General features: G+C 66.9%; 16 protein-coding genes and 3 pseudogenes. 7 read left to right on the forward strand and 12 right to left on the reverse strand.

Going from position 1 to position 22,199, the window contains the following annotated elements; translation table 11 throughout:
* Nucleotides 1-241: 241 nt before the first annotated feature.
* Nucleotides 242-3,124: a class IV lanthionine synthetase LanL gene (gene lanL, locus ACFPP6_RS29870; RefSeq protein ID WP_382048967.1), complete on the reverse strand. Its 2,883-nt coding sequence runs from the start codon at nucleotides 3,122-3,124 to the stop codon at nucleotides 242-244.
* Between the two features lie 392 nt (nucleotides 3,125-3,516).
* On the opposite strand from lanL, the gene ACFPP6_RS29875 reads away from it, so the two are divergent.
* Nucleotides 3,517-3,819, forward strand: a complete 303-nt coding sequence (locus ACFPP6_RS29875; RefSeq protein ID WP_382048970.1) for a hypothetical protein — start codon at nucleotides 3,517-3,519, stop codon at nucleotides 3,817-3,819.
* A 76-nt stretch (nucleotides 3,820-3,895) separates the two neighbouring features.
* Here ACFPP6_RS29875 and ACFPP6_RS29880 read toward each other — a convergent pair whose 3' ends face one another.
* The gene (locus tag ACFPP6_RS29880) at nucleotides 3,896-4,048 is read right to left on the reverse strand and encodes a hypothetical protein (RefSeq protein WP_382048972.1); all 153 of its coding nucleotides are present in this window, start codon (nucleotides 4,046-4,048) and stop codon (nucleotides 3,896-3,898) included.
* A 432-nt stretch (nucleotides 4,049-4,480) separates the two neighbouring features.
* Here ACFPP6_RS29880 and ACFPP6_RS29885 point away from each other — a divergent pair, with 432 nt between their 5' ends.
* The 3 genes and pseudogenes from ACFPP6_RS29885 to ACFPP6_RS29895 all read left to right on the forward strand — a co-directional run bounded on the left by ACFPP6_RS29885 (nucleotide 4,481) and on the right by ACFPP6_RS29895 (nucleotide 7,422).
* Nucleotides 4,481-4,906, forward strand: a complete 426-nt coding sequence (locus tag ACFPP6_RS29885; protein WP_382048975.1) for a hypothetical protein — start codon at nucleotides 4,481-4,483, stop codon at nucleotides 4,904-4,906.
* 563 nt (nucleotides 4,907-5,469) lie between these two features.
* Nucleotides 5,470-6,326 (forward strand): annotated as a pseudogene (locus ACFPP6_RS29890) (transposase); the annotation flags it as partial.
* 370 nt (nucleotides 6,327-6,696) lie between these two features.
* Complete coding sequence (locus ACFPP6_RS29895) at nucleotides 6,697-7,422, forward strand: hypothetical protein (RefSeq protein WP_382048978.1); 726 nt, start codon at nucleotides 6,697-6,699, stop codon at nucleotides 7,420-7,422.
* Between the two features lie 107 nt (nucleotides 7,423-7,529).
* Here ACFPP6_RS29895 and ACFPP6_RS29900 read toward each other — a convergent pair.
* The 4 genes and pseudogenes from ACFPP6_RS29900 to ACFPP6_RS29915 form a co-directional block, all read right to left on the reverse strand.
* Nucleotides 7,530-8,307: pseudogene (locus ACFPP6_RS29900) on the reverse strand (IS5 family transposase).
* A gap of 458 nt (nucleotides 8,308-8,765) precedes the next feature.
* Complete coding sequence (locus ACFPP6_RS29905) at nucleotides 8,766-9,167, reverse strand: hypothetical protein (RefSeq protein WP_382048980.1); 402 nt, start codon at nucleotides 9,165-9,167, stop codon at nucleotides 8,766-8,768.
* An 18-nt stretch (nucleotides 9,168-9,185) separates the two neighbouring features.
* Complete coding sequence (locus ACFPP6_RS29910) at nucleotides 9,186-9,356, reverse strand: hypothetical protein (protein WP_382048983.1); 171 nt, start codon at nucleotides 9,354-9,356, stop codon at nucleotides 9,186-9,188.
* A 360-nt stretch (nucleotides 9,357-9,716) separates the two neighbouring features.
* Nucleotides 9,717-9,860 carry a hypothetical protein gene (locus tag ACFPP6_RS29915; RefSeq protein ID WP_382048986.1) on the reverse strand — a complete coding sequence of 48 codons (144 nt, stop codon included), beginning with the start codon at nucleotides 9,858-9,860 and terminating at the stop codon, nucleotides 9,717-9,719.
* A 173-nt stretch (nucleotides 9,861-10,033) separates the two neighbouring features.
* Between ACFPP6_RS29915 and ACFPP6_RS29920 the strand changes: the two genes are divergently transcribed.
* Both ACFPP6_RS29920 and ACFPP6_RS29925 read left to right on the forward strand, forming a co-directional pair.
* Complete coding sequence (locus tag ACFPP6_RS29920; RefSeq protein ID WP_382048989.1) at nucleotides 10,034-10,537, forward strand: hypothetical protein; 504 nt, start codon at nucleotides 10,034-10,036, stop codon at nucleotides 10,535-10,537.
* A gap of 257 nt (nucleotides 10,538-10,794) precedes the next feature.
* Nucleotides 10,795-11,064: a GNAT family N-acetyltransferase gene (locus ACFPP6_RS29925; RefSeq protein WP_382049355.1), complete on the forward strand. Its 270-nt coding sequence runs from the start codon at nucleotides 10,795-10,797 to the stop codon at nucleotides 11,062-11,064.
* Between the two features lie 640 nt (nucleotides 11,065-11,704).
* Here the strand turns inward: ACFPP6_RS29925 and ACFPP6_RS29930 are convergent.
* The 4 genes from ACFPP6_RS29930 to ACFPP6_RS29945 form a co-directional block, all read right to left on the reverse strand.
* The gene (locus ACFPP6_RS29930; protein ID WP_382048992.1) at nucleotides 11,705-12,310 is read right to left on the reverse strand and encodes a glycosyltransferase family 2 protein; all 606 of its coding nucleotides are present in this window, start codon (nucleotides 12,308-12,310) and stop codon (nucleotides 11,705-11,707) included.
* A gap of 752 nt (nucleotides 12,311-13,062) precedes the next feature.
* Nucleotides 13,063-13,257, reverse strand: coding sequence for a helix-turn-helix domain-containing protein (locus ACFPP6_RS29935; RefSeq protein ID WP_382048995.1), 195 nt, complete (start codon nucleotides 13,255-13,257; stop codon nucleotides 13,063-13,065).
* Between the two features lie 894 nt (nucleotides 13,258-14,151).
* Nucleotides 14,152-16,641: a hypothetical protein gene (locus ACFPP6_RS29940; protein WP_382048998.1), complete on the reverse strand. Its 2,490-nt coding sequence runs from the start codon at nucleotides 16,639-16,641 to the stop codon at nucleotides 14,152-14,154.
* 855 nt (nucleotides 16,642-17,496) lie between these two features.
* On the reverse strand, nucleotides 17,497-17,970 hold the full coding sequence (locus ACFPP6_RS29945; RefSeq protein WP_382049001.1) for a hypothetical protein: 474 nt from the start codon (nucleotides 17,968-17,970) through the stop codon (nucleotides 17,497-17,499).
* Between the two features lie 695 nt (nucleotides 17,971-18,665).
* Here ACFPP6_RS29945 and ACFPP6_RS29950 point away from each other — a divergent pair.
* Nucleotides 18,666-19,336: pseudogene (locus tag ACFPP6_RS29950) on the forward strand (transposase); the annotation flags it as partial.
* Nucleotides 19,337-19,477: 141 nt separating this feature from the next.
* Here ACFPP6_RS29950 and ACFPP6_RS29955 read toward each other — a convergent pair.
* Both ACFPP6_RS29955 and ACFPP6_RS29960 read right to left on the reverse strand, forming a co-directional pair.
* The gene (locus ACFPP6_RS29955; RefSeq protein WP_382049004.1) at nucleotides 19,478-20,035 is read right to left on the reverse strand and encodes a hypothetical protein; all 558 of its coding nucleotides are present in this window, start codon (nucleotides 20,033-20,035) and stop codon (nucleotides 19,478-19,480) included.
* Nucleotides 20,036-20,670: 635 nt separating this feature from the next.
* The gene (locus ACFPP6_RS29960) at nucleotides 20,671-21,585 is read right to left on the reverse strand and encodes an AAA family ATPase (RefSeq protein ID WP_382049007.1); all 915 of its coding nucleotides are present in this window, start codon (nucleotides 21,583-21,585) and stop codon (nucleotides 20,671-20,673) included.
* Nucleotides 21,586-22,199: the final 614 nt, after the last annotated feature.

The raw sequence follows: 22,199 nt of genomic DNA on the forward strand, positions 1-22,199 counted from the left end.
CACCTCATCCGCACGTGCCGACACGGACTCCGCACGATCCAGTACCGCAGCCACCTCACCGACGGATGCCTCACCGGCGCCGGACTCGTGATCACCAACCAGCCGACACTAATCCCGAAAAGTCAGTTGTTGTTCAGTGTGATCAGGCAGACGTTGTAGGGGCGGGGTCCGTCGATTTCGTCCTCCTCGGGCAGGTCGTCCAGATCCCGCAGGTCCTCGCTGGAGGATTCGTGGTGGCCCATCAGGGTTCCTCCTTGCTGGGTGGTGTGATGGTGTTTCGCCGCGGCTGGGTTGTTGCAGTGCCGCAGGTCTGGGGGGCGCGGTCGCCAAGTGTGGGCGGTTCCCACAGGCGTAGGCCGCCGTGGCGCAATCGCAGCAGGAAGGCAAGGACGCCCGCAATGCCGGCGCCGTAGCCAGTGCCGCATCCACGGCCGGTCTCATCGAGGGGGACGAGGCGGCCTTGGCGGGTGGTGCAGCGGGTGGTGAGCTGGTCAGCCAGTGCCCGTGCGGCGGTGTTCCAGTACTGCGAGCCGGTGGCTGTCGCAAGGTCGAGGAGGAGTTCGCCGCTGCCGGCGAGACCGTGGCAGAAGGCAGTTGTGGCGTGCCAGCGTTCTCGCAGGACTGCTTGCCCGGCGGCCGATGCCAGGTCCAGTGCCCATGGTGTCGCGGTGGCTTGCCACAGGCGCAGCAGGAACGTACCGGCTCCGGCGGAGCCGGAGCACCAGTGGGAGAGCCGGATGTGCGCGGCGTCGTCCGCACTTCGGGGCCACCATGCGGCGTGGCGCGGCCCATCCTGTGCGGTGCGGGCGGTCGTGGCGAGTGTGTGGCCCGCGCGCAGGGCCGCTTTCCGGTATGCCGGTGTGCCAGTGGCGTCGGCGACGGCAAGCAGGAAGGCGCCGATGCCTGCCGCTCCATGTGCGTAGCCGAGGTGGGTCTGGCCGGCGAAGGCGGAGCTGAAGTCGTGGGGCACCGTCCACACCGGACCGTGCGGGGTGGGGTGCATGCGGGCCAGTAGCTCGCGGGCGCAATGGTCGGCGCGCTCGAGGTACGTGGATCGGACCGCGGCCATGCGCAGGCTCAGCATGCCGGCGCCGGCAGCTCCATGGGCGATGTCGGGGTTGGGCCAGCGGAGGGGCACGCGGACGGCGAGTTCCTCGGCGTCGGCTAGCAGGGTAGGGTCGGTCAGCAGATCGGCGGCATCGAGTAGGGCCCAGGCGGTGCCTGAACGGCCGAAGTACAGGCCGGGCAGGGCGGTGTCGTCCGTGACCGGGTGGCGTGTGATCCAGGCAGCAGCGAGGCGGGTAGTGTCCCGGGCGGTGGCTCGTACATCTCCGGGAAGAGTGGGCGTGGCGGCAGCCCGTGCGAGCAGGGCCAGGACGCCAGCCGCGCCGTGCTGGACGTTGCAGGGGTCGGTGGTCTCCCCGCCGGGGGTGGTGGGCCACAGCCGGTAGGGGTGGTCCGGGGTGGCAGTGGCGGCGAGATGGAATATTCCGTCGGCGAGGATCTGGTCGATAGCGGTGAAGAGCCCAGGCCTGCAGCTTGTTCTGCTCCGGGCGGGCGGCCTATCATTGCCGGTCTTCGCAGCAGCCTCCACCGCGGCGTGTGCCCGGGCCAGCGAGCACCGCAGCCCGGGCTGGGCGCGGCGCAGGCCCAGTACCAGTGGGGCCAGTTCCCGGGCTGTATGCCCGTACCGGGCGGTTGACGCCAGCCATGGGCCGAGCCGTTCCGGTACCGCCTCGTCCCCGTCCGGAGCCGGCCGGGTCGCGGACACGGCGGTGGGTATCCGGTCCTCCATGGCTTCGCCGCCCGGCGGGTGATGACCGGTACTGAGCAGAAACAGCAGCCCGCCCAGGGAGAAGAGGTCACCGCACAGGGCCGCGGCCCTGACGGCACCGGGCAGGCTGGCCGCCGTCCGCTCGGGGGCCTGATAGCCGGGCGTCCCCGCACCACCCACCGCCTCCCTGGCGCGGGCGGCCTGCTCCAGGTCGATCAGCCGCAGCGTGTCGTCGGGACGCACCAGCACATTCCCCGGCGCGAGATCCCCCACGGCCACCCCCAGAGCATGTGCTTGTCGCACCAGACCGATCAGTGCCCGGGCCATCACAGCGGCCTGCGGCCACGGCACGCCCGGCCCTTCCTCGCTGTCCAGCCGCGCCGAGACCCAGGCGTCCAGGGTGCGACCGGGCACGCGCTCCTGGACCAGGAACAGCTGCCTCTCCCGCTCGATGAGGGACAATGGCCGTGGAGTCAACCCTGCCGGAGCCAGCAGTGCCATCATCGTGGCCTCGTGCCGCAGCGCGGCGCACGCCTCCCGCCCCGAGCTGTCCACCTCGATGTGCGCGCGGGCCTGTTTGACCACAACGTCGTTGCCTGTGGCGGTATCCGTCCCCACGAACACGCCGCCTTTAGCGGCGTGCCGCAGCGCGCGGCGGAGCACATAGCGCCCGCCAAGCAGCACGCCCACCTTTCCCGGCTGCCTGGCCGACGCGGTCACCTTCTGCCCTCCGAACGGATCGGCGGCCCAGGCGGGAGGCGCGGCACGCACCGTCCGGCGGTCCTCTGACCGCTCGCCGTTGGGGCCTGTCACCATCCGGCGCCAGACCCCGTCCAGACTCAGCTCCGCTCCTCCGCCGGTGAATCCACCGTATCTGTAGTGAACCAGGCTTCCAGCGCAGTAGGCGCGGTCGGAGAGGACCAACGGCCCGGGAAGCCCGGCAGTGGCCGCGTGGGCTTCCTTGGCTACCGTGACGAAGTGGTCGTCGTCGCGGGGATAGAGCGTGATGAACTTTCCCACGGAGCCACGGTCGAGGTCACGGGAGTTGATCAGTCGTACGTGATCGCAGTCGCGGGGGAACTTGAACGCGCATTTCTCCTCGGCGGCGACCCGGGCCACACGCGCCAGCACTGCCGGAGCGGCTTCCCGCGCGGCGCTGACGTGAATCTTCCAGCCCTGCTGACGAGGAGTATGCGCAGGCGGATACGCGACGGCCCAGAACTCATCAATTTTCAATTGCCACGCGTCACCCCTCAGCCCGGCCAGGGCCGACCGCACGATGCAGGGCATACGGGCGAGCGACGGCGAAGGTTGCCCAGGAACGCCGGATGTACCCAGCAGAACATCCATCGGTCCCCCAGTGCCGCTGACAGCCGACCGCGGTTCTTCCCTCGAACCGGCAGCGGTCGGCCAGAACTATACGGCACAGATAACCATACTGATGAACAACGGGAAGACTGGGGTAATAGGATGACATTCACCCGATCGAATGAACTCTGTTCCGGGTTCGGCGTCGCGAATGACAGCGTCCGCCCACCCGTCCGCAATGTCCGCTTCAGGCGGCCCTGCGATGCCATGGACCGCTCACCAAGGGAAACGTGTGTCAGGAGCTCGAACGAGCCAACGTGGCGCTCAGCGGTCATTGAATATCACAGCTCACCCATGAGCGCCCCCGTACGACCGGGTGCCAGCAGGCGACGGTGGGAAAGAAGATCACACCTCCACATAAGAGGAGCGCGGTAATGAAGCGACGCTTGTCCACCCTGTTGGGTGCCCTCGCTGCGGCCACTCTGATCTCGGTGGTCGTTCCCACTTCGGCCCAGGCAGTGGTCCATGATGAACTCGTCATCAACGGGGTCAAGTACCCCAACCCCAAAGGCTGCATCAATCTTCCCGGACTACCGCGGGAGCTCGAAATCTACAACGACACTACCCGGAAGGCCGTGGCCTTCCCCCTCCCCGGCTGCAACGGCTTGACCACAGGCACCCTCAACGCCGGAAAGCAAGGCACGACCCTCGGATCAAGCGTCTTGATGGGGTCCTGAGACGATCCAACGGGCCCGTCCCGCCCAGGGATGGGTCTCGTACATCCGCAGGGCGACGGTCAGGCCTGAGGTCGCGTTAGGGGGCGATCCTCCAGGCGCCGGCGAGGACTCCGGCGAGGACGGCTCCGACGGCGAAGCCACCGTCGCGCCAGAACCGGCAGATGCCGACAGCGCGGGCGCGCCAGGTGGGGTGGACGACGCTGATCTGGCGGACCGTGTGCAACTCCAACGGGGCACCTTCCGTACTGGCACCCCGACGCCCCGTTTCCACTGTGACCGCGCGTCGGCTGGGCTCAGGACCCCGAGCCCAGCCCCAGGCTGCCGCCGCTCGGGCCTGTTCCCCGTCGTACTGAGCGCCGTCGAAACGGAAGTCGGGAAGGGTCCCGCCGCCGTTGCCCGTGTTCTCCCAGCCTGTCCAGACCACATGCGAGCCCTCACGGCGGATGTCACGTACAGACCACAGCAACTCATCGCCGACGGCGCACAGGCCATGAGCGTCGAACTCACCTTTGTACACGACGGGCAGAACTGGCGTGTCCACCGCACCATGCACGCCACCAACCCGAACGCGGGCCGGCACCACCTGAAAACTGGGCCGGTGAGGAGACCGACGGCGCCACGGCCGTCGACAACCGCATCAAGACTGTACTGCAGATGAGCTATGAGGTCCTTCCTGAGGGTCGGGCTGCTCCCGCAGGGCAAGTTCGACCAACTCCTCACCGCCGCTCCCAAGGAGCGCAGCGAACGGCTCCGTGAACTGTTCGGTGCAGAATCACTGGAAGCAGTGCGGAACCTGGCCGCCCGCCACGGCCGCGCGCTCCAGCAACTCCTGGGCGATGCGAAAGCCAAACGGGCCCCCATGCCGGACAACCCGCGGGAGACGGCCGCCGCAGCCGGTGCGGCCGCCGACTCAGCCACAGCCACAGCCCAGGCCGAACGCCTGAACACCGCCGTCGTCCGCATAACGGCGCTGCAGGAAGAGATCTCGCAAGGGAGGGACACCGCGGCGGCAGCCACCAGCGCTTGTCAGAGCCTGGCAGCGCGCCAGGTGACCGACGCCGACACCGTCCTCGACACGCTCGAGTGACGCCGCCACCAACCTCACCACACGGCGCGATCTCCTCGACCGGCGTGCCGAGCAGGCTGCGGCCAGGGAAGAGGAACTGACCGGAGCGATCATCGCGGCAGAGAGGCAAGGAGAAGGCCGGGATGCCCTTGCCCAGGCCGCACTGCTCCTGAAGACGCTCGAAGAAACCGCCGAGGAACACCGAGGCGAACGCGACCGGCTGGTCTCCCTCACCACACAACTCGACGACGAACGACGTGCGGGCGGTTCATCGCGAGCTGGTCCTCCGTGCCGCTCAGCAGTCCCCGACTGCTGACGCACCGTCGTTGACGACGCTGCACCGGGCGATCCGCCGTGATCTGACGCCGGGGGGGAGCGGGCCGGGCTTGCGGGAGGGGAGCGGGCGGCACGCAAGTATGATGTGTTCCTGGCCCGGCCGCGGGGCTGGCGCAATCAGCTTGTTCCTTATCGTCGGGCCCGGCCGCGCGGTCACTCTTTGGAGTGATCACAGGGTATGAAGGCGGCCTTCCTCGTGATCCTGAACTCTGCGACGAGATGCAGGAGTTCACAAGGAAGGCCGTGGGATGAGTGTGCTGGTGCGTGCTGGCGAACGGGAGGCGTTCGCGGAGCTGTCACGCTTTCGGACGGCCGTCCACGAATGTCTGTCCGCGCGGGCGGATGCGTTTTTCGAACTGGCCGACGCGCTGCTGTGCGCAGAGGGTCCGACTCGGACGCCGGTGGAGTTGTCGCTGCTCGCCGAGCATCAGCGCGGCTATGGCTCGCTGTACGGGCCTTGAACCATGGCCGTCTCGACACTGATGCCTCGCGTGACCTGCTGATATCGCGGCCTCTGCCGCGGTTCGACGGGCGGATTGTGCTCACGGTGGACGTCTCCCCATGACTGCGCTCGGACGCCGCCTGCTCGCCGGATCGGCTGTTCTGCCTGGTCCACGGCCGCAACGGCCGCTCATCGGACCACGTAGTGCCGGGCTGACCGTACTCGTTCGTCGCCGCGCTCACCTCGGACCGCACCTCGTGGACGCAGGTCCTGGACGCGGTCCGGCTGGGGCCCACCGAAGACGCCGCGGCCGTCACCGCCGACCAGCTGCGGGCTGTGGTCGAGCGGCTGATCGCGGCTGGCCAGTGGCAGCGTGACGACCGGGACATCCTGGTCGTGATGGACGCGGGCTATGACGTGATGCGCCTCGCCTGGGTGCTGCGCGACCTGCCCGTCGAGCTGGTCGGGCGCCTTCGTTCGGATCGCGTTCTGCGGCTGCCAAAGCCGCCGCGCGTCTATGGCCCGAGGGGCAGCCGGCCGCCCAAGCACGGACCGTAGTTCCGCCTGGCGAAGCCGGCGACCTGGCCGGAGCCACAGGTGGTGACCTTCAACGACACGCCCCGCTACGGCAAGGCCGAGGCCCGCGCATGGGACCGTGTCCATCATGAGGCTGTGAGCTGCACCTTTGCGAGAATCACAAACTCTCAAACTATCTTGCGTTAGATGGTGCACCACTACATGCACTCACTCCTGCACCGGCTCGTTCCTCATGGCATACGGCCTGCCTTTCGTAGGCTCTATCGGTTACGAACGACCGCGATCAACCCAGGAAGAAAGGTATGGAATCCTGTGAACCAACCGCCTAGCGCACCGACGGTGATCATCGTCCGTGACGAGATGTGGGAGCCGCTTGCCCATACCAATGACCCAGCCCATCCGTACGTCAGAGCAGCGCCATCGGCATAGTGCCTAACCCGCTCCGTGCCTTGGTCGCCGCGCACCATGTGAACGACCTCGGAGGCGAACCGCGGTGATGAAGACCGGTTCCACTGGCTGGGGGCTCGCGCCGGATGCCTGCGGCACTCCGTGGGCAACCGCCGGCGCGGCCCTTGTGGGGCAGTGGCTTCACGACTTCTCATGGGACAGGGCACCGCTCGACCAGTTCATCACGGGCGTCGACGTCGCCTTCGATCAGTACCCCGCCGCGCCCCTGTGGCGCGGGACGGCCTCCGGCCGCCCTTTGCCCGCTGGGGCGCGGCTCACTGGACTGCCACCGCTGAACGACGCGCCGTTCAACATGTGGCACCCTCTTTGGCTCGAACTGATCGACGTCTGGCATCTGGCCGGCGCCTGGCTGCATCCTGAAACTTTCTTCTCCCTCGACCGGCTCGCCTTTGCTGAGCAGCGGGCGTATCTGCACGTGGGCTGCCGCGACCGGGCGAACCCCTCCGCGCCCCGGCGATACGACCCGCGTCGCAGTCCGGTCTTCCGCGACCAGGGCGTCATTGCGTTTCCCTTACGGACCTTCCGCGCCCTGGATCACGTCACTGAGCACGGTCCGGAGGCGGCGATGCTGTTGTGCGCCGGCACCGCGGTAGCCGAGTCCGCTGTCCACGAGGCACTCGAGATGCACCAGTCCTCGCCCGGTGTGCCTGTCCTCGACCCGCACACCCCCGGCCTGACGGTGAACGTCACCGTGCACTGGGCAGACGCCGTGCCCGCTACCACCGGAAGCGCCCACGCAGGCAGAGCCACCTGATCACAACCGACGAGAGGGATGGACCGTACCGGGAGTGTGAGAGGGGGCGACTTTCGAAACCGCCTGGTGTGGTGCGCGTTGGTTCATTGGACGGCTAACAAGTCATCTCATTTGGCGAGGCGGCGATAGCAGATGAGGGTGCAGGCGATGCTGGTGAAGGCCAGGAAATGGCTGGCTGTGCGTTCGTAGCGGCGATGCAGGCGTCGGCAGCCGGCGAGCCAGACCATAGTGCGTCCGATGGTCCAGCGGTGGCGGCCCAGTCGCTCGCTGGAGTCGACACCTTTGCAGGCGATCTTGGGCGTGATGCCGCAGGCTCGTAACCATTGCCGCAGGTGGTTGTAGTCGTAGCCTTTGTCTCCGTGGAGTTTGGCAGGTTTGCGTCGGCGGGGTCCTCGGCGGGAGCAGATGGGCGGGATGCCGGTCACCAGCGGCACCAGTGCCTGACGGTCGTGGGTGTTGGCCGCTGAGATGCCCACGGACAGAGGCAGGCCGGTCCGGTCCGTGATCAGGTGGATCTTCGAGCCGTACTTGCCCCGATCTACAGGATTCGGGCCTGTTAGGTCCCCCTTTTCAGGGCCCGCATGTTCACAGAGTCGGTGGCGCAGCGCGTCCAGTCCAGCTCGACACGGGCGCCGAGTTCATCGAGAACCAGGCGGTGGAGCTTAGCCCACACGCGTGCTTTGCTCCATTCGCTGAACCGACGGCGGGCCATCGCCCCCGAGGGGCCGAACGATGCGGACGGCAGCTGCTGCCAGGGTGCAGCCCGACGTGGCCACGAACACGATTGCGGCCAGCATTTCCCGGTCGCCGTGCCGACGCCGCCCCACCACCCTGTGGCCGCGTCGGCGCCTCCGGCACCACACGCTGGAACAAGGAGTCGCCCAGACTCTCCTGGTCGCCCTCATGCTCACCGTCGCGAACCTGACGACCCTTGAGACGTGGCTCAGCCAACGCACCGGAGACGTCCTCACCGAAAACGACTTCGAGGCCCTGGCACCCGTCGACCTCAGCCTCGACGAAGCCCACCGCTCGCGCATCCATGGTTCCGGAAGCAGACCGCCGCCTTCGGCATCGTCCTGACCCGCGAACCACACACGCGCACCCGTCGGCCGCCGACCACGGCCGACGGCATCGGCATGCCTTCGTCCGCCAAAACGACAGCAGGCCCGGATCCGACGACGCCTGGACTCAGCCTCTGCCAGCACCCAGACCTCCCGAACACCCCAGAAACGAGAAGATCCCGCCCGATCGGAGTGACCGGACGGGATCTCGTCAACCGCTCCCGAGTGAGCTCAAGAACGGCCCTGGCCAGCCGGTCAGCAGACTCAGGCGCTGGCGCATGCTCAGGGCGGCACGTCCTTGAGAGGGGTCGCAAGCGCAGGTGGTGGTGTCCACTGGTACCCGGCCTCGTCGATGCGGCGTAGGTTCCACGCCCGCCGCTCTTCATTGGCGGCGTTCCACGGGTAGATCATCGGCCGGTTGTGCATCGCCTGTTCCCGCCTGCTGGGGGCGGTACCACCAGGGGGTCGTCTGGGATGCGGGGTGTCCGCGGCCTGCATGTCGCGGCAGAAGTCGGCCAGTTCGTTGATCTGGTCGATGATCTCGGCGTGCGAATTCTCCTCCGGGGACATCTTGGCGCGGCGGGCCAGAACACGTATCGCTAGGAGAGCCTCGTGTGCCAGGAAGGCAGCCAGCTCTGTGTCGCTGATCTCCCGCACACGGGCACGGGCGCGGGATGTCACCATCCGCACATCCTGCCACGGCTACCTGTCGCAGACGTCTTGGCCGTCGACGGCGTAGGACGGGATGCTCCATCGCATCACCATCTCTCCTGCCTCGTCGGCTTCGAGGGTGACCGGGTAGACCTGGCCGGCGTCCCGCTCACCGTGGTGCCTGATCGAGTGATCGCCCTGGTCCCATTCGATCCCGAGCATCTCGCAGCCGCCGACCTCAATCGCGCCGAGAATGGCGTCGGCGGTCGTGCGGTGGATTCTGGCCGGGGTCCGTGCCGGCTGGCGCAGGAAGGGCTGCCATGACGCACACGGCTCTTCGCAGGCCGCCGGCTGCTCACAGCCAGCTGCTGCATGACGCGGGAATCTCTCATCGGAGGGTGGTGGCGGAACGGTTCACCGGGAGGGGCACGGCCGCCTCGGCGGTGATCTCCATGGTTGGCAACATGAAGTGATCTTTCCAGGCCGCTCAGCTTTCCGGCGCGAGCGTGCCGGGTGGCAGGATTTTGATCAGGCTGCGCCTGCTTTTGCCAGCCCTGCAGCGCAGTGGCAATGGGAGGGGTTTCAGGAGGTGGGGTGGGTGCGCACGTGGTCGATGGCCTGGTCCAGGGGCCAGTCGTGGCGGTCCTTGTCGCTTCCCCTCGGGTCGAGACGACGGCGGTGGGGAGGCCGGCGGGAGCAGAGCAGGGTTTCGGCGATGCCGATCATCTCTGGGCGCTGGCTCCATGCGCGGGCGGCGAAGGTGGAGAGCGGAGACCGGGGAGGAAGAGAATGAAGGCCGTGCGGGTGTACCGGCCGCGCTCACACGCCCGACGGTGATGAGGATCGGCATTCTCGTGAATTGTTCACCTCGCTGTGGCGTCCGGGGGCATCCTGGTGCGATGAATGATGTCGAGGCGACGTGGCAGTCGTGGTTGTCCGGACTGACACCGTCGAAGCAAGCCGCGGCGGACTCGCTCCGGACGCAGTTCGAGGCCCTGGGCGCGGCTGACGCACAGGATTGGGTGCGGTCTGAGATTGATGAGAACCGCCCTCAGCTGGCACGGTTCGTGCTGCTCCGCTCTTTGTGGCAGGGCGCGATCGACAACTGGGCCAGCCCGGGGGCTTTGGAACAGGTGGCGGCAGCTCGGCGTTTGTTGGATGCGGGGGCAGACCGGGACGACCTGGTGCTGCTGGCGCGGGCCATCGCCTGCGAAGCGGTATCCGCCGCGGTGGGCAAGCTCGACTGCGGCAGGGACACGGACGTGCCGGGGGTCGATGTCGGCTGGGCGGTCATGGAATCGGATGAGGACGGGTGTCCCACCGATCGCCCCCTCTCGGGTCTTCACGAAGACCTCTTGACGATGGACCCGAGTGGGCGCAATGGTGCGGATATGTGGCGTTAGGCCACCCGACCAGACTGGGTGAGGGCGCCAGGCGGGGCAGGGTGGTCATGGCTTCTCCCTCCCGCAGGCCGGCCGCCGAGGCGGCGGTGCCAGCCCTTGGCCATCGGGGGACAGATTTGGACAGAGTGCCGCTCGGGTAGCGCATTCTCAGCTTTCCGACACGAAGGCCACGGGGCAACCGTGCCGGTTCTGGGCACCCATCGCAAAGTCCCCTCGCAATGGCCGGGTTGGCGCCTATGGTGATGGATGGTGCAGTGATGGTCCCGGGTGGGAGGACTGTGGTGGCTGGGGAAGACCGGCAGTCAGGGGATGGGCAGGTCGGCGGGCCGCTCCGCGAGAACGCGCGGCGGCGAGGTATCACCACCGCTCTGATGGACCGCGTCCGGCAGGCGGCTACGGAAGCTGGGTGCCCCCGCGTGGAATGGACGGCCGACCAGGACAACCCGACCGCGCTCGCCTTCTACAGGGCCCTCGGCATTCGTCCACACAACGGCAAGGCCCTCTACCGGATCGAGCAGACCCGCTAGCCGCTCACTCGATCACGGTGCAACCCGGTCACCTATCACTCTTGGAAGGACCGGGGGAACTTTGCGATCACCACCGACCTTCAGTTCATCAACGTTGCAGCACCTGGGCGTAGCGGGGGATGGCGGGCCGGGTGCGGAGGGAACCGATGAGTGAGGTGCGTCCTTGGCGGATGAGACGGCCGGGGAGGGGGACGTCAGCGCCGGGCGGCATCATGCCAATGACGACGTGGCCTTGGGATCAAAGCCTGAACGTGAGAGCGTCTGAGGAACTCAGTGGCCCGTGTAGCGGCATCGTGCGCGCCCGTGCGGAGTGGTGAACGTTCCGCCGTGAAAGACCGCCGACTACTACCTGACGGGTGGACTTCGGGGAAGCCCATCGCATGGGTTGGTAAAGTCCTGTTTCGAGTCTGGGAAATCCTCGCGATCACGCGAACTGCTCATGGCATCGTTGAACTTGCATGACTGGATGAGTGCAGGGTGGATCGAAGGCTCGATCCAAAATTCCATGCGAAGTACCGCGCCTGATTTTCAAGCGCTTCATACTCCAGACCGCGGGTCATTTGCTCCGAGTGCTTTCGGTAGAGATACGTAACCTCGGGAATGAGCTCGCCGCTGCTCAGGCTGGTAACCCCCATGATCATCATGTAGTCCTCCCCTGAATGAGGCCTCCGTGGCCGCCTGCCGCGAGCACGGGACTGGTGCGGGCCAGGAGTGTGGTGGGCCCGATTGGAATGGTCTTTTCAGGTGATGACCAGTACGTCCACACGTCGCCGGCCAGGTGACGGCCCGGAGGCGTGGGGCACTCCCAGGTGCGAGTCGTGCCGTCGGGGAAAAGGTCAGCACTCCGACCCGCAATCCAGCCCAGTCCGGTTTCAACGGCCCGGTGGTAGCGCAAGGCGAGCGAGCCAGGGGGCAAAAGATCACCGTCATCGCAATAGGTCATATATGGCGCCGACACTCGGTTGGTGGCGAGGTTGCGGGCGGTCGCGGCACCGACGGAACGCGGGATCGGATGGATCTTCACGCGCGGATCGTTGGCTATCTGCGGCGGCAGACGCTCGGGGTCAGCGCCGTCGAGGGAGAGCGCCCATTCCCAGCTTGCCCCTTCCTGAGCGCGGAGGCTCTCGTGGAGCAGTTTGAGGTACTCGAGACGGTTGGGAAGCAGGCGGGTCGCGGTGACGATGGCGACCTGCGGCTCTGGCGTGGTGTGCATGCATTTCTCCAGGAGTGGGTGCGGGTTGTTCATGTGGCAGTTGGTCAAGCGCTGCGGGATGCGGCGCAGGTCCTGCCGGGCCGCTCAGCCCAGGTGCCGAGTACGGCGGTGGGAGGCAGGCCTATCAGGCGCAGTTGTTCGTGGAGGGTGTCGCGAAATCGGGCAAGTTCGGCATCCGGCGCCGGTGCCACCGGGGCGCGGCGTGCCGCTGCGAGCAGGAGGGTGGGCGCTGCGGGTTCATCGTCTTTCGGTCCGCACCAGCGCACAGCGAGCAGGTCGCAGCCATCCGGCCCTTGGTGAGGCATTGCGCCTGGTAGGGCGCAGCTCCAGAGCGGCCGGTGGTCGGTGATCACGACGGGGAAGAGGACGCCTCGTCCGTAGTACGGCATCAACGTGAAGGGTTTTAGGCGTCATGTGCATGGCTCCTTCTCTCGGGTTTTGATGAGCCGTCGACTGTCCGGCCGGGTGTGCGGAGGTTGAAGCGGGTGATCGAGAAACGGAAGATCGCGTAGTAGGCGACGCTGTAGACGGCTCCGATGGGCAGCAGGAGAAGCGGCTTACGCGAGATCGGAAAATTCAGTACGAGATCGAGCGTTCCCGCAGCAAACACGGCGGGCTGCACGTTCGGCCTGCCAGGCAAGGAACTGCTGGTAGGCGGCCCGCTGCTCGGCATGGCGCCGACGGCGGCGTTCGCTCAGGCCGTCAGTGCCCCGCTGCTCGGCCACGCGCTGGAGCTCCTCCGCCTCCAGGTCCAGGCCAGTCGCGGCCACGAGGCGGCGGGGCAGCTAGTAGAGGTCGTCGGCCTGCTCGGCGAGACCGTCCGCCACGAGACGGTGCATCCGCCGCTGGACCGTGGTGCGGTGCAGGCCAGCCGCTTCCGCAAGCTCCCGTGCACTCCTCCCGTCCAGGGGGTGCAGGCAGGACAGCAGCCGCGCCCCGCTCCCGGCATGAGCCCAGTGGTGGAACGCATCGTGGGCCATCACCGCCCCCAGCGCCCGGCTGTCGCGCCACGGCCCGGCAGTGTGCAGCGCCGGGACACCCTCCGCCCCCCTCTCCCTCCCAGCTGTGTCTGTGTCCCGACGACGCACACACGTTACTGCCCCTGCCGGAGCCAGCAAGGTGAGCGGGGATCTGCAGCAGCCACACCGACGTGCGGCCGCTCCCGGGCCCGACCCGTACACGCTTGAGCCAGCCCGCCGCCGCCAGCCGGATGTTGCTGCCCTCCACCGTCGACTTCGCACAGCCCGCCAACTCCGCGAGCTGCCGCACCGAGACATCGTGCTCGAGCCCGCCGGCCCGCTCGCACCGCGCGAGCCGCGCCACGAGGTTCCTCTCATCCACCCCGCCCTGCGATCCCGACCAGCAGTGCCGCTCAACCGCCACCCGCACCCTCGCGACCTCGACCAGCGCGTCCGCCCGGCATGTGACCGGCTCCCCCGACCCTGCGAAGGCCCGTGCCCTCTCCAGCATCGCGGTGAGCTTGGCCAACACATATCCGTCGGACTTACGCACCCGCAGCGACCGCGCCCACGCCCCGCCAGCCGTCGGCCGCAGCACCAGCGCCTCGTAAAACAAGGCCGGCGACCACGCCCGGCCCGGCTGCGAAACCGCAACCGCCAGCGCCATCGTCAGCGCATACCCCGCATCCCCCGGCGACCGCCGCGCATACCGGCCCTCCACGTCCCCCTCCAGCAGCAGCCGGCGCACCCGCATCGTCAGCCCCGGCAGGCCTTCCACCCACGCCATAAGCCGACGCCGACCCCGCCACGCCAATAACCCCTCATGCGCCGGCCCGCACCCGGCCACCATGCCCTGCACGGTCACGCTGCCCGCCCAGGTGCCGTCGGATCGCGACGGACCGAGCAGGTACCGCCTCATGCCGACACCCCCGCCCGGGGACACATCGCAGCCCGAGCCCGCGCCGCACCCAACGCGTACGCATCCGGCTCCACCACCACCGGCACCGCCCGCTGCGCCTGCACCAGGGCCAACCGCTGCTCGAGCAGGTTCTCCGCCACCCGCCACCGAGCCTGCTCCGCAACGCGCTCGGCATCCTCGCGCACGAAAGCATCACAGTCGTGCTGCCCGTCGCACGGATGCAGATGCCACCGGCGCATCCTCGCCGCGTACACCCCCTCGGCCTCCCCCCGTGCTTCCGCCCCGGTCGCGAAAAGCCGCAAGGCCTCCTCGCGGATGACGGATCGCTGCCGCTCCGCGGCCAACTTGCGCAGGACCGCGGCTGTCAGCTCCGTCGCACCCTCCGCCACCGCCTGGTTGACCTCCTGGTCGACCAAGGCACGGATTTCGCCCTCCAGCCAGGCGGTGTACTCCGCCTCCCCCACCCAAGCCGTAGCCGCAGCAAGGCGGCCCCGAGCAGCCAGACCAAGCGCCACCGCCTCGGTGAACGCGGTCTCGGCGGCACAGCCATGGCCACAGATCTCGCACAACCCGCCCGAGCGAGCCCGCCCACACACTGCACACGGGCGTGCTTGCTCCCGCTCCTCAAGGAGCTCCTGCTCGGCCCGGTGCGCAGCCAGTGCCTCCTGCCGCTGCGCGCTCTCCACCGCGGCCTTCTCCCGGCGCGCCGCCTGATCCTCCTCAGCCTGCCGCGTCACCTCCTGGAGCCGGGCCTCGTACATCCTCCGATACTCCCCCGCCGGTGCCTTCGCTCCCAGCAGCAAGGCAAGCTCCATGCCCACCGCCCGGCGCCGCGCCACAAGATCACGGTGACGCTCGGCGCACCGCTCGCACGACGCGCCTGTGTCCATCCGCCGGCCGTCGTCACATCGCGCATCCGGGCACACCGCACGCCGCGGGATCGCCCAGCCGACCAGCCACCCGACCGGATCCGCAATAGGCCGCCGACCCTGCTCGGCAGCCCGCCGCCGCAGCCGGGACCCCAGCAGCACCATGCCCCTCCCCGGCCCGAAAAGACCGTCCAAACACCGAATCTCCCGGTGCACGGCAGTACGCACAGTTGCCCTGGCAGCAAGGCGGTCCAGGCGGCCCCACACCATGGCGACCGGCGCCAGAAGCTCCTCCCAGCCCTTGGGTACCGGGGCCCACACCGGAGGTGGCCCCCCGGTCGCCTCGGTCCACGCGTCCAGACCCTCACGACAGGCATCCCTCACCCCGTCAGCAGCGGGCAGGAAGACATCAAGGCAGGAGGAAGCATGCTTTTCCCCGCGCAGCGGGCCACCGTCACCACTACCCCGGGCAGGGCCAACCACCAGTTCCAAGACGAGCGGAGCGTCCTCATGCGCACACGCGCGATCCGGCCGACCGCAGGACCCCCCAGCGGCTTCGCCGGAAAAACGAATACTTCCCGCACCCTTAAGAACCACCGTAGAAGTCCGAGGGTGAAGTGCGTGAAGGGGGCCATCAGCGGGGCGCTCTGAAACCACGGTCCGAGCCTCGGCCACAGTACCTTCCCCCTCAGTGTTCCCAAGGACAACTACCTGCCCGTCCTCCTCAAGATCACCGAGTGCAGTACCGGGGCGCTCGACACCCCCGTCCTCTCCCCCACTGGCGGCTTCCTGTCGGCTGCCCAGGTACTCCCCCGCGCCGGCATCCTCCTTGGCGACCTCTTCCTCACGCTCCACCAACTGCGCGCAGTTCTCGCACACCACACCGCAATCAGAGCTCCGGTCCTCCTGCGGCCCGGCACTGGCATCAGCACCGCTGTGAGCGGCTGCCACCGCCGGCACCACCAGCAGCGACTTCCCACGCAGCAGCGAGGCCGTCTTCACCCGCGGGGTCTCCGCCCTACCGAGCTTCTTGATTCGGCCCAATACCTTGCCGCCCCCGGAGACCGAACAACCCAACAGCTGCGCCACCGTTGCTGCAGGCCGCCCTCTGCCCTTGGGAACCGTCCCACCGACCAGGCGCACCCGGCCGTCCGGACGCGCCTGGAGCACCAGGAGCAGCAGCGCAAGACGATCGGTCGCCGCACCCGGCCCCGTATGCGCAGCCAGCATCCCGGCCGACGTCCCATCAGGCCCCCACCCCGGAGCAAAGAGCGCCTCGATCAACCGCAGCAACGTGACCAGCTCACGCTTGCTCAGCGCCAGCGGATGGGACACGTCACCACTGCGACGTGCCCGCCACACCGCCATGACCACGAATTCCAGACCAGTGGTCTGCCCAGACTCAGCCGCCGTGACCCGATACCGCGCAGCATCCGACTTGCGGAACGCCGGCAGCACATCATGAGCCACCGTGGACCTCGACATGCCGATCCAACGACCGAGCTCACGAGCGCGAATCGCGGTCTTGCACGACACGAAGCTGCCCTTGGCCATCAGCACGATCAAGCTCAGACGAGCCGTGTCCGGCAACCCAGCGACCGACTCCTCAGCCAGCAAGGCCCGGATAGCAGCGAACAAACGCGCACGCATCCCGCGCCCGAGCTTGAGCGGATGGCCCGGCGAGCCAGAAGGAACCGGACCCGCTTGGGCCACCAGAGTCCGGCGGCTGAAGCCAGCCGAGAAGGAGGGTGATTGCGCCCCAGAAGAGCGAGGTTGAGACCTATTGGGCTGATAGCTCGAACCTGATGAAGGCAACACTGAGCCAGCCCTCGTGCGGGTAGCTATGATCTGCTCCTGTCGAGGAGGAAGAAGAGAAACCGCCATCGCCGTCCGGCCCGCTTGGACAAGCAGGGATAGTCGGACGCGAGGTATTCAGGTAGTGATGTGGGTAGCTCTCCCCCTTGGCAGCCAGAGATCCTGGGACGGTCGGTTCCAGGGATCACGGGTGGCTAGAGGCACTCTCCCGCGCCAACTCTGTGGACGATGGTGCGGAAGGAAGAACGCGTTGCGCGCGATCTTGGTGCGCTCGGCAGCAGGAACGGATGCCAGGAGCTAGCAGTGGCTGGAAGGTTCTCTGTGGGCTTGAGCGAGGGGTGCCCAAGGCAGCGTGAGGAGGCTGCGGCCTTGCGTGCGACCCGATGCACGTCGCGGACGAGTTAGGGCCGACAGCAGTGGCGTGTGAGAGAAGGAGGGGGCGGAACCGCTTTGGAGCCCCACTCCTCTCAGGCGAAGACGGCATGGGCTACCAGTTTCAACACGTCGTAGCGGACGAGACACGTATAGCCGAGGCTCCAATGCGTGGAGACGTCTCGGCTGGGGGCTGGTAACCTCAAGGCGGCGAGAGAGGCTACTTAGCCTTTTCGGTTCGGCACCCACTCTGTTTGCGGCAGGTATGTGGGTGCCGTTCGATTTTTAGGCAGCTATCTGGGCCGCTCCTTCGAACGTGCCTGCGAGACGTGCTTGGAGTTCGGCGTGCCAGGCTCCGATAGGGAGAACGTGGTACGGCCACTGCTTGGCCAGCGCCTGCTCGCTCAGTTGGAGAAGCTCATAGTCCTGATGGACTAGGGCAACATGCTCCGGGAATGCCACCAGCCGGGTTCGGGGGTGCACGCTGTCGGCTTCGTCACCGGGCTCCCCCGTGGTGAGAAGCAGTTCCATGACGACGCGCACTGCATCCCAGTCACGCTGGAAGGCTGTTGTGGTGCGCTCGCCTTGCTGCGTGTCACGGTTCGTCGACCTCGTTGCGCCCAGGGCGGAAGCAACGCGGGCGAGGACGACGTCGTGCGGGCGCAGTTGATGTGCCTCGGGTAGCAGGCCGATGCGAGCCAGATTTTTGAGCGTTCCTGCGCTGACGCCAGACCAGTCGGACACAGTGCGCTGGGACACGGTCCCGTTGCTACGTACAGACGACCGGCGTGGTGGCACCTGAACCTCCCTCAATACAGAACGGCAACACGAGACGAGCTCGGAGCGAGACTACAACCCGCTGCAGCGAATCATACGACCCTCGTGCATCTTCGCTGCGAATCTGCTTTCTTCGGCGTGTCTAGCAGCAAGGCGCTCCGGAGTCGTTCGCGGCGCTCTGACGTGTCAGCGGCTCACGAAGTTCGCGCATTTCTGCAGGTAGATGGCCAATGAGACGTCGGCTGGGAGCTGCTTCTATGCGAGCCCTGGCCCCTGCATTGTGTCTTGCGGACCAGGAGAGGCAGGGCGCTCCGGAACAAAGTGCACGACGGTCGCTCAGTTTGGCGCACTACAGGGTGGCGCCCGGCAGCGCTGGGCCAGCAGTGCGCGGCATGCAGTTGTCGGAGGGGTGAGCTGATTTGACGGGCGCGGAGGGGTGAGATTGCAGAACAAGAGGACCGCAGTACGAGGGGGCCCCAAGGTGCCGCGCCAGAAGGGCGCGTGTCCCTGTGTCCTGCCTTGTGTGCCAGGACGTGTCCCAACATGTGAATATGTGAATCAGGTCAGGGGTGGACCCTCTGAGAGACGCTGCTGGCGAATCCGCGGCTCCGTAGCGTCGGCTTCCAAGATCACAACTGGATCTTGGAAGCCGACGTTGGCGTATGGGGAGGGCGTGGATGTCGTTGCAGCCGCGGGAGTCTGGTGAGGGTCTGCCCGAGACGGTGGCGGGTGGCGCAGGCTGCGTTCCCCAAGGGCAGTCTGGCGATCAGGGTCCGGGGCGAGTTGGGGGTGTTGTTTCGGGACCAGGACTTCGCCTCGTTGTTTTCGGTGCGGGGGAAGCCTGCCTGATGGCCGGGCCGACTGGCGCTGGTGGTGGTGCTGCAATTCATTGAGGGGCTGATCGACCGGCAGGCCGCAGACGCGGTACGAGCCCGCATCGATTGGAAGTACGTGCTGGGGTTGGAGCTGCCTGATGCCAGCTTCAACTTCTCAGTGCTGTCGAAGCGGAGGGTAGAGGCGAACCGACCCCACGCACATGCTGTCAGCGGCATGTGCGCTGAAGTGGCTCGAACTCGCGGGAGAGACCTTGCGGCCGGCGCTGAACGCGGTGGCCCGGGCCGAACCGGCCTGGCTTGACGCCCACACCTTGCCGGACTGGTTCAGCCACCATGCCACCCGGATCGAAGAGTCGCGTTTCCCCAGAGCCTGGTCCCGGCGCACTGAGGTGGGTCTGCGGATCGGCATGGACGGGACGCACCTGCTCAAAGCAGTGTGGGCACCCGAGGCGCCGCTGAAGCTGCGGTCACTTCTGGAGGTGGAGGTACTACAGCAGATCGACGCCTGGATCACCGGAATACCTCGCGTCGGTACCCGCACCACCCTCATGGCAGCACTTTGCCTCGCCGCGTAACGCGGCGAGGCAAAGCTCGGGCCGAATTTGCCAACAGTCCCTCCGAGAGGGTCTGCCCCTGACGCCCGTGCAGGCAGGTCAGTCGTTGCTTGGAAGCTCGACCCTGAGCTGCTCAAGGAAGGACTGGATGATGACGTTGATCATGTGGCCGTGCAAGCCCGTCGTGTTGGCCAACAGGAGCTCGTCCACCATGTCGTCAAGCCAGGTGTCATTCTCCTTGCTGATGCTGTAGTGGTTCGGTGACCCAGCTCCAGCCTCCTCGCCCAGGTGACTGTCGCGAAACCCATCCGCCGCTGCGATGAGGTCCTCGACTGCGACGCCCTGGGCGAGGGTGATAGCTGCGTCCACGTAGTGGCTGGGCTTGAGATTCCGAAGCCCGAGCCGCTTCTTGTCATGGACCAGTTGGTGGTTAACGGCTCTGGCGATGTCTGGGTGTAGCCGGATATTCCGCTTCTCCGGCTTCGTGCCAGTGCGAGTCGCCTGCGCTCGGCGAAAGCTCTGCGCCAGCTCGTTGTAGGCGATAGGAAGCCCCGCCACCTTGTCTGCCAGGTTTGGGGGAAGGGCCTCAAGGAGACGCTGTTCCGAATACCCGCTCGTCCCGTGCAGTGATGGGGCTGCAGAACGCCGCACCGCCACGGAGGTTGTTGCTTCGTGTGCTGTCTGGCTGCCGTCGGATCCATCCTGCCGGACGAGTCGCCCATGCCTTGGAAGGCTCTGCAGCTCACGGGAGGGCGCGACGGGAGGGCGCACCGCCTCTTGCGACGGCGCGGCCGGCTCCGAAGTCAGAAGCCCGCTTTCGCGATGCTGGAGGGGCGTTCGGTTCGCGCTCATCGGCTCGTCGCGGGGGCCGCGCTCAGCCGGGCTGCCCTCCGACGCACTGTACGGCTGCGAGGCGAGCCCAGATTTGGGGCTTGGCAGTGGCAAGGGAGCCGAGATTGCCCCGGACGTGCTAGATAGGGGCTGCGGCTCGATCCGATCTTGAGGCTCGGGTGCCGGATCGGGCACAGATTCGGTTGCGTACGGCGGGGTCGCCGGTACTGATGCTTCAGCTGCTTCCTGGGCTGCCGGTTCCGGTGCGGTAGCGGGCGGTGCTTCGGTTGCTTGGGCAGGTGCCGGCTCGGGTTCTGCTGCGGACGGCACTCCAGGTGCGTCGCCGTTGTTGATGGCGGAGAGCGCGCCTGATGCCGAGAGCTGGTTGAGTTTTCCAAATGCGGCGCTGGCTTTGGGCCGCTTTCCCTTGCGGCCGGAGCTGGCGCTTTGTCCTTGGGGCATTACAGCTGCTCCTCCGTCATCTTCTGCCAAGCAGCTTCGCGCTCGGCAATCACGGAGGACGGTACGCCGAGAGTCTCGGCGAGGACTGTGCTGAAGTGCCCGAATTCGTCTGGGATTGACCCCCAGGTCTCGGCGATGCCTTCCAGGAGCGGAACTGTAGCGTCGAGTAGACCCACCGTCGGTAGGCCATTCGGGTGATCAGAGGATTGCCCGTTGATCAGACCGAGGATGTACTCGCGCGCATTCCCGTAGCTGCTGCGCTTGGGGAACGACTTCGCCAGCATGACGCTGAGATCGATGGGCTCACCCATCTCCTTGAGGAGGTTGAACGTCGTCGTCAGCTGAACGATGTCGCCGACGTGCTGCTGGGTGGGCACGATGCCACGCTTCGTCAGCATCCATGCGGTCTTGAGGACGCCCTTGTCTGTGGGGCCCACGTCGATGATGAGGTGCTTGAAGCCTCGGGCCATGAGGTCAGTCACCTGCTTGGCCATCGCGGGACCGCTGTATCCGACAACGGTGATGGATGCCGGCCAATCTTCTCCTGCTGCCGCCTGCCACTTCAAGCAGGTCTTGTTGGTGTCGTCGGCATCGACGAGGAGAACCGGCTCACCGGTGAGCGAGAGGATGAGCGCGATGTAGACGGACAGCGTCGTCTTCATGACGCCGCCCTTAGCGTTGCCCATCGTGATCCTCACGCCGCCTGGAGTGTTCAGAGCAGCGATCACTGCAGTGCGGAGAGGCTCAGGCAGATCTTCAACGAGAGCCCGTACCGCAGGGTTGATGCCTCCAGGGAACGAGAGTTCCGGAGAGGGCATCTGCTTCGGGAGGAATGTTGCTGGCGCCAATGAGGCGTCGGGGGAAACGGGGGATGTCTGCCCCTCGATCGGTCCCTGAGTGAGGTGGTCGGCCATGTCGGTTTACTACCTGCTTCTCTTTTGGCGAGTTGCTACTTGGCGGCCCTTGCGGACGGATTGGCTGGGTGTACCCGCATCTGGTTTGCGACGCTGTCCTGACGCTCAAATTGCGGTGAGCTTCGAAGTCGGTATGAGCTTCGCAAATGTTCGCGGGGTGTTGGATCGCGGTCCATCGCAAAGCACTCACAGACGGTCAGTCAGGGCGGCGCCACCTCAGCGCGACGGGCATCCCGTTACCGCCCTTGTTGTTGAGCGGCGGAGCCACGCTAGCAGAGGGCGGTGGGTTCCTTGATGAAGGCACGGCTTCTTCGCCCCATGGATCTGCCAGTTTGCAGCTCCCCTGGCTTGCCTCCGTTGGTGGTCGCGCCGAAGCTTCTCAGTGAAGGCTGACGTTAACTCACCACCGAAGAGCCTGGAGGGTGGGGTGCTTCCAACGAGGCTTGCGCTGGGCAGTCGACCGATTCTGCGCGGCAGGTGTGTCCCCGTGTCCCGTAATGTGTCCTCTCTTGTGTCCTAGCTTGAGAATATGTGAAACTGCAGGTCAAGGGGCATTTTGCCATCTCATTACCTGAGACTGAGTCAACTAACAGGCTCCAGATCGACGGTTCAGA

Origin of the sequence: Streptomyces aureoversilis (assembly GCF_042657885.1) — a bacterium.
GTDB lineage: Bacteria > Actinomycetota > Actinomycetes > Streptomycetales > Streptomycetaceae > Streptomyces > Streptomyces aureoversilis.

Excerpts from the sequence above, each read along its gene's own strand:
- lanL (WP_382048967.1), bottom strand. The coding sequence starts at position 3,124 with ATGGATGTTCTGCTGGGTACATCCGGCGTTCCTGGGCAACCTTCGCCG.
- ACFPP6_RS29875 (WP_382048970.1), top strand. The coding sequence starts at position 3,517 with ATGAAGCGACGCTTGTCCACCCTGTTGGGTGCCCTCGCTGCGGCCACT.
- ACFPP6_RS29885 (WP_382048975.1), top strand. The coding sequence starts at position 4,481 with ATGAGGTCCTTCCTGAGGGTCGGGCTGCTCCCGCAGGGCAAGTTCGAC.
- ACFPP6_RS29895 (WP_382048978.1), top strand. The coding sequence starts at position 6,697 with ATGAAGACCGGTTCCACTGGCTGGGGGCTCGCGCCGGATGCCTGCGGC.
- ACFPP6_RS29905 (WP_382048980.1), bottom strand. The coding sequence starts at position 9,167 with ATGGTGACATCCCGCGCCCGTGCCCGTGTGCGGGAGATCAGCGACACA.
- ACFPP6_RS29910 (WP_382048983.1), bottom strand. The coding sequence starts at position 9,356 with ATGCTCGGGATCGAATGGGACCAGGGCGATCACTCGATCAGGCACCAC.
- ACFPP6_RS29915 (WP_382048986.1), bottom strand. The coding sequence starts at position 9,860 with ATGATCGGCATCGCCGAAACCCTGCTCTGCTCCCGCCGGCCTCCCCAC.
- ACFPP6_RS29920 (WP_382048989.1), top strand. The coding sequence starts at position 10,034 with ATGAATGATGTCGAGGCGACGTGGCAGTCGTGGTTGTCCGGACTGACA.
- ACFPP6_RS29925 (WP_382049355.1), top strand. The coding sequence starts at position 10,795 with ATGGTCCCGGGTGGGAGGACTGTGGTGGCTGGGGAAGACCGGCAGTCA.
- ACFPP6_RS29930 (WP_382048992.1), bottom strand. The coding sequence starts at position 12,310 with ATGAACAACCCGCACCCACTCCTGGAGAAATGCATGCACACCACGCCA.
- ACFPP6_RS29935 (WP_382048995.1), bottom strand. The coding sequence starts at position 13,257 with ATGGCCCACGATGCGTTCCACCACTGGGCTCATGCCGGGAGCGGGGCG.
- ACFPP6_RS29960 (WP_382049007.1), bottom strand. The coding sequence starts at position 21,585 with ATGGCCGACCACCTCACTCAGGGACCGATCGAGGGGCAGACATCCCCC.